The following is a 13,063-nucleotide window of genomic DNA, read 5'->3' on the forward strand; positions in this document are numbered from 1 at the left end:
ATTGCCACGTTGAAAATGCACCATAAAGGAGAAAAGATATCACAGACCCTCAAACGCCCATCGCAGCGCGGGGGAGAGATGCACCAAAGTACAGGGCAGAACACAAAAGATCGGGCCTTTTCCGGCCCGGGACAGGGAGAGGCCCTACGACCTCTCCTCCCCCGCTTTCGTGCCGTCGATCTCGGCGGCGATCATCAGGGGGCCCTCCATCTCGCGGACAAGGTCGCGGACGCGCATCAATTTCTCGACGCCGATGAAGTGGCGGGCCATCACCCTGGCCAGATCGGTGAGTTCGATCTCACCCTTCTTCCTTTTCACCAGTTTTGTCTCGATCAGGGTCTGGAGGACAGGTTCGAGACTGCCGACCATCAGCCGCTCCATCCACTGTATCTGCGCCTCGTCGCCGTGACAGGCGACGGCGTTCGCGGCAAATTCCTCGGAACTCCCTTCGAGGTCATAGACAGGGGCGACCTCCTCCATCTCGCCCTTCAGGAGAAGGATCGCCATCTCCTCCTCGGTCGCCTTCGAGGTCTTCGAGTAGGTCGCGCCGGGTTCGGCGAGGATGACGATCCTGCCCTGGTCATGGAAGTCGGGACGCCCGGCACGGCCGAGCATCTGGTTGAACTCCTGCACGCTGAGCCACTTGATCCCCATCGCCAGAGCGTCGAAGATCACCTGGGATGCCGGGAAGTCCACGCCCGCGGCGAGAGCCGCGGTCGTGACGACGCAGGCGATCTTCTGCGAGGCGAAGAGGTCCTCGACCTGGCGGCGCTCCTGCGAGGTGAGGCCCGAGTGGTACGGCCTGGCCACGTTCTGGCCCAGGGCATCTGCAAGGGTGTGGCACCGCGACCGGGCATTCGTGAAGACGATCGTCTGCCCGTGATACCCCTTCGAGGACCGCCGCCCGAACTCCTCCTTCACCATCGACTTGATGAACTGGATCTTCTTCTTCTTCTCGCAGAAGATCAGGTGGCGTTCGAGAGGGACGGGCCTGCTGTCGTAGCGCACGAGTTTCGCGCCGAGTTTTCGTGCAAGGACGCTCGGGGCCCCGATGGTCGCCGAGAGATACAGGAACTGGGCCTTCGGCGAGGCGTATTTGATCCGTGCGATGAGGCCGTCTAGACGGTGGCCCCTCTCGGGTTCTTCGAGGTTCTGGACCTCGTCGATCACCACGGTGCCGATGTCCGCGAGGGTCTTCCCGTTCCGGAAGACCGTGTCGACTCCTTCGTACGTGCCCACGATGATCTCGGCGCGGGTGTTCCTCTCGCCGACAGGCCGCGTCTCCGGGAGGTTGAGACGGCTCCTCCCGGTCTGGAGGGAGACGGAGGCGATGCCCTTGTAGCGTTCCCTGAAACGGAGATATTTCTGATTTGCAAGGGCGACGAGAGGGACAAGGAAGAGGAGACGGCCCTTCCCTTCGAGCAGATTCTTGAGCCCGGCCATCTCGCCGACAAAGGTCTTGCCGCTTGCCGTCGCCGAGACGACCAGAAGGTCCTGGCGTTCAAGGAGACCGGCATTGACGGCAAGCTGCTGGACAGGCGTGAGATACTCGACGCCCGAGGCCTTTGCAAAGGCGGGGGGCACAGGCAGCTGCGTGATGTGCTGCGTATCGATCGGCTCCACCGCCTCCATGCGGTCGAAGAGCGTCTGGGAGGAGTCACGCTGCTCCGGCTGGAGGAGGGAGAGCACACGGTCCACGTCGCGGTACGAGTCGAGGAGGCTCCTGATATGCGAGAACGACCTCGTGCCGAAACGGCCCACATAGCCCATCTCCCGCCGCAGTTCCCTCTCGGCGCACTCCATGCAGATATGCTCCCTGCCGAAGCGCACGCCGTTCTTCTTTGACAGCGGGGTTACCTTGTCTTCGAGGAGGCAGATGCGGCAGAGTTTCACCTCTGCCGGGGGGACCTGGAAGTCCCCGAGAAATGCCAGGAGTCCGGGCTCGGGTTTCGTGATCCTGACGTCGGACCCCCGGATCAGGTCGATCAGTTTCTTTGTCGGGACATTCTGGTAATTTCTCCGCCCGGATGCGCGGAGTTTCAGGTTTGTCGGCCGATACCCGCGGGTAGAATGGGCGAGTTCGAAGACCCCGGTCTCCCTGACAGACCGCCCGTCAAAAAGAATGAGTTTATATGAGCCCCGTTGCGGGGCGATGATGACAATCATGGAATGATAAGGTCGTGGATGGTGTAGTTCAGCCCTGCACTCTCAAGGCGCTTGAGAAAATCGGTGAACTCCTCGTCGACGATGAGGACCGCACACTCGACACCGTGGAAGGCGGCCTCGACCGCACCTTCCCGCGAGCCGAAGGTGATGTCGGGCTCCCGGCCTGCCGCCCGCAGGGCGATAGCCGCTTCAAGCCCGACGACCCCGACCATCTGCACCCCGGCAAGGACCTTCTGCATCCCGGCAAGGTCGACCTTCCGCGAGCCCCCTCTCTCGATCCGCGGCACCTTGAGGACGCGGACCGTCCCCTCGGTATGGTCGATCAGCCCGGTGAGTTGCGCGATCCCGACGTCCTGCCCGGCGACGGCATCGGCGATCACCTCGCCCATCGCGTTCTGTGACTCCTTCGCGGCGTACAGCCAGCCGTCCTTCATATAGACACCGACAACGTCGCCTTCCTTCAGGTTCCCGGCAGCGATCGCGGGCCAGACCCGCACCTTCTGGATCACGTCGCGGGTGACATGCCGGGCATAACTCTCCAGCACCTCGGCATTGTTCAGCACCCACTCGATCCCTTCTTTCGTCACCTCGTATCTGCCACGGCCGTAGGCAGATATAAAACCGTCGTCGGCAAGTTCCCGGATGTACTCGGAGACCGCCTGCGGCGTCACGCCCATCTTCTCGGCGATCTCCTGCTGGCGGACCGCGGGCTGGTGCTCGGCGACCTCGACAAGGATCTGGAACCTGGTGATCTCGCGTTTACTCCGCAGGAGAGTGGCGAGGGGGTCCTCACCGGCCGTTGTTGTCGGCATAGACAAGCCCCTGCCCCTTGACGTCAAGGTGCGGAATCCTCTTGGAGAGTGCCTTGACAAAGAGAGACGACACCCCGAACTTCCGGCCGATATCGGAGATGGACGAGTTTCCGGTCTTCAGTTCGTCATCGATATTGGATACGAGTGTCCGCAGGTTATCGTCCGTGGACAGGGCGATGTAGATCAGGTCTGCAAGGTCGGTCATCGTGCACTGGAAACTTGCCCTGAAGGTGCCATAGGTCGTCCTGTATTCCTTGCACGGCTTCTGGCCTGGCTTGGGCATCCGCCACTGCTCCTCGATGAGGTTCCCCTTCCTGAGTATCGAGAGGCAGGAGGCGACGCAGGCTTGTTCTCCGCACTGCTCACAGAGCTCGTCCTCGGTCATCCAGTTCTTGTTGAGCAGTTCATACATCTGTTTGAACTTTGGATTATTGAATGTGAGCAGCAGCGGAACCATTTCAACGGGATCATTCACAATCCGAATATGACCTGTCACGCAAAAACCCTATTTATATATCGCCTTATGACCCAATAAATTTTTGCAGGTTACACAATGCAGAACAGGGGAAAGATCATCATCCGCGGAATTGTCCAGGGGGTTGGATTTCGTCCCTTTGTCTATGCCTGCGCCGGGAAATTCGGCATTTCAGGGTGGGTGAAAAACCTCGGGAGCCGTGTCGAGGTGGCCGCTGCCGGTGCGCGCTTTCCCGAGTTCGTGGACGCCGTATCGAAGGGCACGCCTCTCTCCGTTATCGACTCGGTGGAGGTGCTCCCCCTCGACGACGCGGTGGCCCCGGGTTTTTCCATTCTCTCAAGCGGCACCGGGGCCCTCGACGGGATGATCCCCCCGGACGTGGCGATCTGCGACGCGTGTGTCAGGGACATCGATACGCCCGGCGGCCGGTACGCGGGCTACTGGGCGACATCGTGTGTGAACTGCGGGCCGCGGTACAGCATCATCAGGACGCTCCCGTACGACCGGGAAAGGACGGCGATGGAAGAGTTCCCGATGTGCGACGCCTGCGGGGCGGAGTACACCGATCCGGCCTGCCGCCGGCACCATGCCCAGACGATCGCCTGCGACGCCTGCGGCCCGTCCCTCCTCCTCCTCGGCCCTGACGGGAGGGGGGTCGCGTGCGGCGACCCGGTGGCGGAGGCGGCGGCACTCCTGGATGCCGGGAAGGTCCTTGCGGTCAGGGGCGTCGGCGGCTTCCACCTCGCCTGTGTCGAGGAGGCGGCGGGCACTCTCAAGGCCCGTCTCGGGCGGACCGAACAGCCCCTCGCGGTGATGGTGCGGGACGACGCAGCAGCAGCGCGGTACGCCGCCCTCTCCCCCGAGGAGGAGGAGGCCCTGCACAGCCGTGTCAGGCCGATCGTCGTCGCAAAAAAACGTGACGCCCATGCCCATACCGGGATCTCGTCCCTCCATACCATCGGCGTCATGCTGCCGTACACCGGCCTCCACCACCTCCTCTTTGCCCGTCTCTCCCATGACCTGCTGATCATGACGAGCGCGAACATGCCGGGCACCCCGATGATCACCGACACGGAGAACGCGGTCAGGGGCCTCAAGGGGCAGGCCGACGCCTTCCTGGTCCACAGCCGCGAGATCGTGAACCGCTGCGACGACTCGGTGGTGCGGGACGGCTACATCATCAGACTCTCCCGCGGCATCGCCCCGAAGAGGAAGGCGGTCGATCTCGGGACGCGGTGCATCCTCGGCGTCGGCCCGGAACTGAACGCCACGACGACGATCTACAGGAACGGTTTTGCGGTGACCTCGCCCCATATCGGGAACGTGAGGAACCCGACGACCCTCGCCTACCTGCAGGAGACGGTGGAGAAGATCGGCCGCCTCCTCGGCGCGGAGGTCGAGGTGGTCGCCCACGACCTCCACCCCGGTTTTCTCTCGACGCGCTATGCCCGCGACCTCGCCGACGAGAGAGGAGCGGACCTCGTCGCGGTCCAGCACCACCGCGCTCACATCGCGGCGGTGACAGCGGAGGAGTGCGTCGGCATCGCCATCGACGGCGTCGGCTACGGCGACGACGGCACGGTCTGGGGCGGCGAGGTCTTTGCCGGCGCGGTGCCTGACCTGAAGAGAGTCGCGCACATCGAGGCTGTGCCGATGCCGGGCGGCGACCTGGCGACAAAGTTCCCGGAACGGATGCTCTACGGCATCCTCCCGGAGGAAGCGACCCGCGACCTCCTCGCCGCCCGCGGCTGGGGCGAGGTCGAACTCGGCGTCCTCGGGCGGCAGGTCGAGAGGCGGTTCAACACTCCCATGACGAGCAGCACCGGGCGTGTCCTGGACGGGGCCTCGGCCCTCCTCGGCATCTGCCGGGAGCGGACCTATGACGGCGAGCCCGCGATGAAGCTGGAGGCGGCGGCGGCAGAGGGGACTCCCGCAGACTGGGACCTCTCCTTCGGCAGCGACGGATCCTGCGAGGTCTTGAAGACGACCGACCTCCTGCGGACCGCGGCCAGGGCGCAGGCCGCGGGCGGGCGGGCCGCGGACATCGCCGCCTCGGTGCAGCACAACCTCGCCCGCGGCGTCGCCGCCCTCGCGGTCCATGCGGCCGAAGAGCGCGGGATCAGGATGGTCGCCCTCTCCGGCGGTGTCGCCTACAACGCGGCGATCAGGGAGACGATCCGCTCGTGCGTCGAGACGGCGGGCCTCTCCTTCGTCACCAGCCGCGAGTACCCCCTCGGCGACGGCTGCATCAGTTACGGGCAGTGCGTCTGGGCCGGGGCGGTGACGCGGGAGAGGTAGGAGGGGACTGATCATCAGGAGACCTCCCTTCCTAATAGGATAGGGTCGGGGAAGAGCGACGAGAATATGCTGAGGAGGAGGTGCCATCCACCCCCCCTCATAATGGCGCCTACCGCATCCGCGGCAGGGCCGTCCGGCGGTGGATGCTCTGGATAAAGGAGTTCAGGGACCTCTTCTGTTTTTCAAGAACCGTGCGATCGATATGCTGCCGCGCCAGTTCCTCCTCCAGGATCGCATCGACCTTTGCAATCCAGGCGGCGGCGTACTCGCCCGTCTCCCCGTCTGCCTGAAGGCGCCCGATACCCTCGAAGACCGTCTCGAAGAAGCAGAACTTGTCGAAGAAGAGGTCGGAGACCGCGGCCCGGATCCGGTCCCGCATCAGGTACCGCATCGACAGGGCGCCGAAAGAGAGTCTTCCGACAGGTTCGCCCTCCTCGTCGAACCCGGCATAGAAGAGAGACTTCGGCGTGCCGTTGCCGCCGGCAAGCATCCTGTTCACGGCAAGGAGTGCGTTCCTGTCCGTGGCAAGGTCGCGGAGCGAGTACCGGTCTCGCGGGAGGATGAGAAACTCATACAGGCAGGGATCGCCTGTCCGCCGGATCAGGGTACGGAAACGCGGGGGACTATCTTCGACCAGATGGAGACAGGTGCGCCCGCAGAGGTCGACGACCACCGGCATGGTGTCCCGCGTGAAGGAATCGCCGGCGCGGGCGGAGAAGAAAGCCGACCTGACAGAGGCGAGGAGGTCGTAGAGGGTGCAGGAGAGGGAGTAGTGGTCGGGTGCGGCAGGATAGCGGCAGGGGACAGAGAACCAGAGGTCGAGAAAAGGCCGGCGATATGGCGACTGTTCCCCGATCATCTCTCACCCCGCGGGAGAGATAGGACGCGGGGAACATAAATCTTTGGCAGCCCGCGGCGGGGATCTGAACTGGCCTTGATCTGGCAAAGCATGCCTGAAAGATAAGAAAAAATAAGAAAAAACCGGGATGATGCCACGAGATGGAACATTTATAATGAAGCAGGACAATCCCGGCACGGTGATGTCATGCAGTGCACCGCATATGCCCATCTCTCCGACGAAAAAGTGAAGAGACTCCAGGCATTCGAGAAGGAGTTCGGCACTACCCTCGTCGCCTACGAGAAAGTCCCGGCGATCGCCCGCCTCAACGAGGACGAGGTCGGAGAGATCAGGGAGAAGGAGAAGAAACTCGGAAAAATTCTCATCGCCTACGAGAAGTGATCGGTTCCAGGATGGGGCAGGAGTGTCGGCAGGGAAGAGGCAGAGGCCAGACCTCTTTGAGGAGGGAGACTGATGCCACCTGACCCCCCCCTCTTGAAGATGTGACCGGGCCATCCCCATCTCCCTCCGGCATGCACACGATTTTTTTCTCCAGAGCCAATCAGATGATTTTTTTGCCAGGATGACCAGATATGTGACACCTATTTTCAGGAGGACGAATTCTGATCAAAAAAATGTGGATCTCGTGTAGTCTGATCTGCCTTTGCCTGCTCCTAACGGCAGGGTGCACGGGAGCGGTTGACAACAGAACATCGGCGACGCCGGCAGTCACACTCGCACCGTCCTCCCCGCCGATATCCATCAACGACACCCCCGTCCGGTACGCGGACGTGAACGGCGTTCGTCTGGCATACAGGGAGTTCGGCGCGGGCGAACCCCTGCTGCTGATCACCGGGTTCGGCGGTGTGATGGAGACGTGGAACGAGACATTCGTCGGCATCCTTGCCGGGCAGTACCATGTCTACATCTACGACCACCGTGCGATGGGACACAGCGGCGACACCGACGCACCCTACACGATCCCCCGGCTCTCCGACGATGCGGCCGGCCTGATGGGGGCGCTCGGCCATGAGAGCATGCACGTGTACGGCGTCTCGATGGGGTCGTCGGTTGCGCAGCAACTCGTCATCGACCACCCAGAAACGGTCAGAAAACTCGTCCTCTCCTCGTCCACCTACAGCGCCAGACTGAACGAGACGAAAACGTTGCACGACACGCTCGCGGCGTGCTCCGGGAACGCATCCCTGCCTTCGGGTCTGCGAAAAGAGGCGAACGCAAACCTCGCCTGGAACGGCACCTACGACGATCTCTCCGGCATCACGAAGGACGTGATGCTCCTTGTCGGGACCGCCGACGAGATCACGCCCGATGCGATTTCTGTCCGGATGGCCGGGGAGATCCCGGGGTCGTGGCTCGTGCGGTTCAGGGGCATCCCCCATGTCGGGTCGTCCCATGCGCCCGAGGAGTACGGCCGGACGGTCGTGACCTTCCTCGGCACAAACGAGTCCCCGGCCTGAAATATCCCATTTTTTTGACCGGGAGATACCTCCAGTCCCGGCCATGAATGAACTCATCTTTTGAGAATATTCTTCCTGTGATAATCCAGATACCCGAGATGGTTCGGTTCTATCTTTCTGAGTTTCATATCCGAATGAATGCCAAGTATCCTCTGATCGCGGTCACTGAATGCATCACTCAGGATGATCCTTCCCTCGTCATCAAAACTCACATACCCCCTATCAAAAGCACGGTCTACATGGGGAGCAAGCAATAACCCGTTATAGACATCAAGGCGTTCGAAATTATCCGAATCCCTCCATGGCTTTATATGAGACGCAACGAGCAGTTCAGATACCGCACACCCTGTCACCGCGCAGGTCTTCCAGTATTTCTCCAGATCAGAACGGAACGGCCCCTGGCCAATACGACTCAGAACAATTGATTTGCGTTGGGTCTCAGGCAATTCTCGATATGTTCTATTAAAGTCTGCAAGCTCCTGAATACTATCATCGCCAGGTGCCGCTCCATAATCAGGGCTCGGAAGATTCTGTCCCAGTTCCTCTCTTAAATACACCAGTAATGCAGGAGTATGATTTTCCTGGCTATCTGATCGTAACTGGCCGTATTTGTTTGCAGCATTTCTGAGATGCGCAAAATGAAACATACGAATTACCGGCCAGAGATCAAAATTCATATCCGAAGGGACATAATATCCGTTCCGTGAAGGGATCAAACAATACTCAGAATACTCCCCTCTGCCCCAGCGCCAGACGTCGCTCTTTTCTAAAACACGCTGTTCATCTTTTTTCTCATTCAAGAACGCCGCATCAAGAGACAACCACATCCCGTCTTTATCGATCGTAAAAACAATGAGACCCCCCACCAGGAGCCGAATACCTTTCCGGGCACCTTCACGAAAACAATATACGCCCCACTTGTTCCTGCCATGTGAATGTGCTTCGACGACTGATTCCGCGAATAAGGACAGACACCTCTTTCGATATTTTTCATCGGGCAAAATTGATGAGAGAGTTTCTTTGATTTCATTCATCCCCGAATAAACCATCACAGAAACTCCCCCCCATTACCTGTAAGGAGGCCGAAACGCCAGAGCATGATTGAAATGCCTCCTTTCATCCGATAAATTTGCTGATTTTATTGGGACAGACGGCTCTGTAGAATCATCATCCAGCGGAGACATACTCCGGTCCACCAGAGTGAGCACAGATCCAGGGGAGGGAGATTGTCATATACCCGCCTATCCTATGAGGAGTTCCGTCGCCTATGAGAGGTGAGGAGCGCCCCATAAGGAGAAAAGTGTCCGCCGGCATTCCCGCCATGTCGGTGGACCTTCGCCCGTTCACGGACCTACGGGTAGTTCACGATTTACGGCGGCGCTCACTCCTCGCACGGCGTCGTCGTCTTCCCGTCCTTCCCCGCGAAGAGCGGGACCGTGCAGATCATCCGCATCACGCCGTCGCCGGTGTTCTTCATCTGGTGAAATTCGCATGGCGCGGTATAGACCGCGTCCCCGGCCTTCACGGGAGTTTCCTTTCCTTCACCCACGCACACACCCTCGCCCTCCAGGATGTACATCTCGTGCTCCTCCCTGTGCCGGTGGTACGAGGTGCACCCGCCGGGGGCGAACTCCATCAGCCGCAACGCGTACCGCGGGCACCCGGCGTCCGCCGTGAGGAGAAAACGCGCCGTCATCTTTGAAAAACCGGGCTTCTCCTGCGGTTCGGCAGGGACATCAGACGTATGTTTGACGATCATACATCACCGTCCGGTCTGAACAGGGATGTAGGTATCGACAGAGCGAAAACCGGGCCCGAAAGCACCGTGGCCCGAAAAGAAAAAAAGATTTAGCCGAAGAGGGCACCGAGGCCGGCCATGCCGGACTCTTCTTCCTCTTCCTTCTTCTCTTCCTCAGCCTCTTCCTCAACAGGGGCGGCTGCGGCCGGAGCGGCTGCGGCGGGTGCAGCGGCAACGGTGGCGACGGCGGCCTTCGAGATGGCCTCCTCAATGTCAACACCGTCGAGTGCGGCCACGAGGGCCTTCACACGAGCGTCGTCAGCGGCGATACCGGCAGCGGAGAGAACAGCCTTGACATTCTCTTCGTTGATGTCCTTACCTGCGTTGTGCAGGAGCAGTGCAGCGTAGATGTATTCCATTTCATTCACCTCAAATTTTTTTCAATTTTATTCTTCGACAATTCCCTTCAGAGCAAGCGATGATCTGTACGCCTTTTCAATGATCGCGTCGATGATATCCTTCTCGTAGACACCGGCCTCGATACCGAGGCTGCGGGCGTCGCGGACGGCCTTCGCCAGGATCGCACCGGTCGTCTCCGTGGTCGGGATCGCAGCGTTCACCGACAGGTTAAATGCCTGCTGGGCCGCGAGCGAGATCTTGCCAAGGTAGGCCGACTCGTCGATCGCGAGCGTCTCAGGTGCAAACACCGTGCCGTTCTGGAATGCCGCCCGAAGGATCAGGCCGACATCCATCGGCTTGACGTCAAGCTTTGCGAGCACGTCGGCCATCTTCGCGTTGATGACCTCGCCCTTCTTCACGACCGTCTTCGTGTCCTTGATCTTGACCTTGCCGGCCTCGATCACGGCCGGAATGCCGGCCTGCTGAAGCTCGCCGACGATCGGACCGGGCTTGAAGCTCGTCGGGCCCTTGGCGACGACGATGTCCTCCGGAGCAGTCTCGCCCGGCTTTGCGGCCATCTTCGTCTTCGTCTGCTCAAGGAGCTTGTAGAGCTTGAAGGGGTTCTCTTTCGTGAAGATAAGCGCACTCTGTCCGGCAATGTGCCCGGCCATCGTGGCGACCTCGCCACCGACCTCGTCGAGAGCACGAGAGGTCAGGGTGTTGCGGGTCATCTTGATATAGGCGACCTCGCGGAGGTTCTGCCTGATGTGCTGGAGCTGACTCGCCGGGATACCGTACATATCCACGAGCCCGACCACCGGGTAATCGGCAAAGTGCTGCTTGATCGCCTCGACCTCGCTCTTCTTCCACGTGGGCAGGTGGTGAGTGTAGAGCGCCATTAGATCAGCCTCACTGCCGGACCCATGGTCGTCTTCACATACACCGAGCGGACATTCTGCGGACCCTGCTCAAGCACAGACTCGATCTTCTTCATGACCGCGTCGATGTTGTCTGCAAGTTCCTCCGGAGCCATCGTGGTGCTGCCCACGGGCGCGTGGAAGACCTTCTTGTCCTTCGACCGGATCTTCACCGAGGAGCGGAGCCTCTCGATGATCGGGCGGACGTCCATCCCGGTCTGGATCGGCATCGGCATCCTGCCGCGGGGACCGAGCCTCGGACCGAGCCAGCGACCCACAAGACCCATCACGCTTGTTTCCGCAAGGAAGAAGCGGTACTCGTTTGCGATCTTCCGTGCCTCACGGGGCTCGCCGCCCAGGCGCTCGATCTCTTCGGGGCTGATGATCAGGTCGACGTTGACTTCTTTTGCCTGCGTCGTGATCTCGCCCTTTCCGAGGACAGCGACCTTTATCGGCGTGCCCATACCGTGCGGGAGAAGGATAGTCTCATCAATACGGTTTTTCGGCTGCGCCATGTCGATATTCTTGAGGTTGATCGTGAGATCAACGCTCTCCGTGAACTTGCGTTCCGGCGCAGTCTCAAGAGCCGCCTGCACAGCCTTCAATATCTGTTCTCTCTCAACCATTACGTGCCTCCATAGTACACGACCGTGTTTGATCTCCTATGGATGAATCCCGTTTAGTTCTCGAGCATACTGTCGAACTCGCCCGCATCGATCGCTGCCAGCATCTCCTTCGGCTTGCGGCCTTCGACCGTCACACCGATAGAGACACAGGTCCCGACAACTTCCTTGACCGCCGACTTCAGGCGGTAGGAGAGCATGTCGTCGAACTTCATGCGCGCGATTCTGACAGCGGCCTCGAGCGGCAGATCACCCACGAACTGAGTGGACGGCTCGCCGGACCCCTTCTCGATACCAGCTTCCTTCATGACGAGCGCGGTTGTCGGAGGAATACCCACCGTTACGGTGAAGTTCTTCTTCTCGTCAACTTCGATCGTCACCGGCACCTGCATGCCGTTGAATTCAGCGGTCTTCTTATTGATCTCGTCAATGACCGCTTTCACGTTGATACCGAGGGGACCCAGGGCAGGACCAATAGGTGGGCCTGCAGTTGCCTTTCCACCGGGTACTAATACCTCGACCGTTTCTGCCATAGTACAATCACCATGCTTTTCCCAGAAGGGTACTGAGCCTGGGTGACTAAGGTTTTCCCGGGGCGCACTTAATACTATCACAGGGAGCGGGAAAAAAGAGGGAGAGGATCAGGCTTCGCCACGGTCGATCACGCGGACATTGTCGCCGCGCACGGTGATCGGGATCGGCACCATGGCCTCATACAGTTCCACGGTGATCTCTTCCTTGGAGGAGTCGACCCGCTTTACGACGGCCTTTTCACCCTTGAAAGGTCCGGCGATGAGCTCGACGATCGTACCCTCGTCGATACCGGACACGGCTGGTTTCGGGACGAGATAATGGCCGACCTCTGCAAGGGAGGTCTCGCCGGGCACCACTGTCCGGGCGCTCGGCACTGTCTCGATCAGTTCGGCGATACGTGCGTGGGGCTCATCGGCCTCGACAAGGACGTAGCCTTTCAGTTCATCGGGAGCGACCACCGCCTTCACCTTGAAGGACGGGTCGTGCAGAACCGCACGGTATATCCCGTCCGCGACGGCACGCTCCTGTTTTGCCGTCGTCTTGACGGCATATACCCGGGTCAGTATTTCGCTGGTCATGGACATCAGTGCGGCAGAACGAGCATCAGCTCATAGATCGTAAACCCGATGAGACCGATGACAAAGACGCCCATTGCCGCAACAAGGGCGATCTTGGTAAACTCATCACGGGACGGGGTCCGCGCCAGTTTCAGGACGCGGAGGTATTTCTGGATATACTCCTCATAGAGAGAGCCTAATCTGGCTGATCCGGTATTGATCTCCATA

Annotated in this window: 15 protein-coding genes; 3 read left to right on the top strand and 12 right to left on the bottom strand. The window is 60.3% G+C overall.

The window, feature by feature from the left end; genetic code table 11:
* Positions 1-144 precede the first annotated feature (144 nt).
* From BP869_RS09020 to BP869_RS09030, 3 genes are read right to left on the bottom strand one after another with little or no spacing between them, the layout of a single operon-like run.
* Positions 145-2,166: a DEAD/DEAH box helicase gene (locus tag BP869_RS09020; protein WP_342678883.1), complete on the bottom strand. Its 2,022-nt coding sequence runs from the start codon at positions 2,164-2,166 to the stop codon at positions 145-147.
* On the bottom strand, positions 2,163-2,978 hold the full coding sequence (locus BP869_RS09025) for a MarR family transcriptional regulator (RefSeq protein WP_342678885.1): 816 nt from the start codon (positions 2,976-2,978) through the stop codon (positions 2,163-2,165). The genes BP869_RS09020 and BP869_RS09025 overlap by 4 nt, the downstream gene beginning before the upstream one ends.
* On the bottom strand, positions 2,956-3,435 hold the full coding sequence (locus BP869_RS09030) for an ArsR family transcriptional regulator (protein WP_342678887.1): 480 nt from the start codon (positions 3,433-3,435) through the stop codon (positions 2,956-2,958). The genes BP869_RS09025 and BP869_RS09030 overlap by 23 nt, the downstream gene beginning before the upstream one ends.
* A gap of 96 nt (positions 3,436-3,531) precedes the next feature.
* On the opposite strand from BP869_RS09030, the gene hypF reads away from it, so the two are divergent.
* A complete protein-coding gene (gene hypF / locus BP869_RS09035; RefSeq protein WP_342678889.1) occupies positions 3,532-5,751 on the top strand; it encodes a carbamoyltransferase HypF in 2,220 nt (739 codons plus the stop codon).
* 109 nt (positions 5,752-5,860) lie between these two features.
* Here hypF and BP869_RS09040 read toward each other — a convergent pair whose 3' ends face one another.
* Complete coding sequence (locus BP869_RS09040) at positions 5,861-6,610, bottom strand: hypothetical protein (protein WP_342678891.1); 750 nt, start codon at positions 6,608-6,610, stop codon at positions 5,861-5,863.
* Positions 6,611-6,796: 186 nt separating this feature from the next.
* Here BP869_RS09040 and BP869_RS09045 point away from each other — a divergent pair, with 186 nt between their 5' ends.
* Both BP869_RS09045 and BP869_RS09050 read left to right on the top strand, forming a co-directional pair.
* A complete protein-coding gene (locus BP869_RS09045) occupies positions 6,797-6,991 on the top strand; it encodes a hypothetical protein (RefSeq protein WP_342678893.1) in 195 nt (64 codons plus the stop codon).
* A 233-nt stretch (positions 6,992-7,224) separates the two neighbouring features.
* Complete coding sequence (locus BP869_RS09050) at positions 7,225-8,067, top strand: alpha/beta hydrolase (RefSeq protein ID WP_342678895.1); 843 nt, start codon at positions 7,225-7,227, stop codon at positions 8,065-8,067.
* Between the two features lie 53 nt (positions 8,068-8,120).
* On the opposite strand, the gene BP869_RS09055 is transcribed toward BP869_RS09050, so the two are convergent.
* The 8 genes from BP869_RS09055 to BP869_RS09090 all read right to left on the bottom strand — a co-directional run bounded on the left by BP869_RS09055 (position 8,121) and on the right by BP869_RS09090 (position 13,062).
* Positions 8,121-9,116 carry an HNH endonuclease gene (locus BP869_RS09055; protein WP_342678897.1) on the bottom strand — a complete coding sequence of 332 codons (996 nt, stop codon included), beginning with the start codon at positions 9,114-9,116 and terminating at the stop codon, positions 8,121-8,123.
* Positions 9,117-9,448: 332 nt separating this feature from the next.
* Entirely contained in the window at positions 9,449-9,826 is a 378-nt protein-coding gene (locus BP869_RS09060) for a cupin domain-containing protein (RefSeq protein WP_342678899.1), read from the bottom strand.
* A gap of 89 nt (positions 9,827-9,915) precedes the next feature.
* Complete coding sequence (gene rpl12p, locus BP869_RS09065; protein ID WP_067048680.1) at positions 9,916-10,224, bottom strand: 50S ribosomal protein P1; 309 nt, start codon at positions 10,222-10,224, stop codon at positions 9,916-9,918.
* 27 nt (positions 10,225-10,251) lie between these two features.
* Entirely contained in the window at positions 10,252-11,103 is an 852-nt protein-coding gene (locus BP869_RS09070) for a 50S ribosomal protein L10 (protein WP_342678901.1), read from the bottom strand.
* Complete coding sequence (locus BP869_RS09075) at positions 11,103-11,747, bottom strand: 50S ribosomal protein L1 (RefSeq protein ID WP_067048673.1); 645 nt, start codon at positions 11,745-11,747, stop codon at positions 11,103-11,105. The genes BP869_RS09070 and BP869_RS09075 overlap by 1 nt, the downstream gene beginning before the upstream one ends.
* A gap of 53 nt (positions 11,748-11,800) precedes the next feature.
* Complete coding sequence (locus BP869_RS09080; protein ID WP_300166694.1) at positions 11,801-12,277, bottom strand: 50S ribosomal protein L11; 477 nt, start codon at positions 12,275-12,277, stop codon at positions 11,801-11,803.
* 108 nt (positions 12,278-12,385) lie between these two features.
* Entirely contained in the window at positions 12,386-12,862 is a 477-nt protein-coding gene (locus BP869_RS09085; protein ID WP_394339034.1) for a transcription elongation factor Spt5, read from the bottom strand.
* On the bottom strand, positions 12,862-13,062 hold the full coding sequence (locus tag BP869_RS09090; protein ID WP_342678907.1) for a protein translocase SEC61 complex subunit gamma: 201 nt from the start codon (positions 13,060-13,062) through the stop codon (positions 12,862-12,864). Before BP869_RS09090 ends, BP869_RS09085 begins: the two co-directional genes overlap by 1 nt.
* Position 13,063: the final 1 nt, after the last annotated feature.

This window comes from Methanofollis sp. UBA420 (genome assembly GCF_002498315.1).
GTDB lineage: Archaea > Halobacteriota > Methanomicrobia > Methanomicrobiales > Methanofollaceae > Methanofollis.

What these genes read in the sequence shown, in the direction of transcription:
- BP869_RS09020 (WP_342678883.1), bottom strand. Translation starts at nt 2,166, where the DNA reads ATGATTGTCATCATCGCCCCGCAACGGGGCTCATATAAACTCATTCTT.
- BP869_RS09025 (WP_342678885.1), bottom strand. Translation starts at nt 2,978, where the DNA reads ATGCCGACAACAACGGCCGGTGAGGACCCCCTCGCCACTCTCCTGCGG.
- BP869_RS09030 (WP_342678887.1), bottom strand. Translation starts at nt 3,435, where the DNA reads ATGGTTCCGCTGCTGCTCACATTCAATAATCCAAAGTTCAAACAGATG.
- hypF (WP_342678889.1), top strand. Translation starts at nt 3,532, where the DNA reads ATGCAGAACAGGGGAAAGATCATCATCCGCGGAATTGTCCAGGGGGTT.
- BP869_RS09040 (WP_342678891.1), bottom strand. Translation starts at nt 6,610, where the DNA reads ATGATCGGGGAACAGTCGCCATATCGCCGGCCTTTTCTCGACCTCTGG.
- BP869_RS09045 (WP_342678893.1), top strand. Translation starts at nt 6,797, where the DNA reads ATGCAGTGCACCGCATATGCCCATCTCTCCGACGAAAAAGTGAAGAGA.
- BP869_RS09050 (WP_342678895.1), top strand. Translation starts at nt 7,225, where the DNA reads ATGTGGATCTCGTGTAGTCTGATCTGCCTTTGCCTGCTCCTAACGGCA.
- BP869_RS09055 (WP_342678897.1), bottom strand. Translation starts at nt 9,116, where the DNA reads ATGGTTTATTCGGGGATGAATGAAATCAAAGAAACTCTCTCATCAATT.
- BP869_RS09060 (WP_342678899.1), bottom strand. Translation starts at nt 9,826, where the DNA reads ATGATCGTCAAACATACGTCTGATGTCCCTGCCGAACCGCAGGAGAAG.
- rpl12p (WP_067048680.1), bottom strand. Translation starts at nt 10,224, where the DNA reads ATGGAATACATCTACGCTGCACTGCTCCTGCACAACGCAGGTAAGGAC.
- BP869_RS09070 (WP_342678901.1), bottom strand. Translation starts at nt 11,103, where the DNA reads ATGGCGCTCTACACTCACCACCTGCCCACGTGGAAGAAGAGCGAGGTC.
- BP869_RS09075 (WP_067048673.1), bottom strand. Translation starts at nt 11,747, where the DNA reads ATGGTTGAGAGAGAACAGATATTGAAGGCTGTGCAGGCGGCTCTTGAG.
- BP869_RS09080 (WP_300166694.1), bottom strand. Translation starts at nt 12,277, where the DNA reads ATGGCAGAAACGGTCGAGGTATTAGTACCCGGTGGAAAGGCAACTGCA.
- BP869_RS09085 (WP_394339034.1), bottom strand. Translation starts at nt 12,862, where the DNA reads ATGTCCATGACCAGCGAAATACTGACCCGGGTATATGCCGTCAAGACG.
- BP869_RS09090 (WP_342678907.1), bottom strand. Translation starts at nt 13,062, where the DNA reads ATGGAGATCAATACCGGATCAGCCAGATTAGGCTCTCTCTATGAGGAG.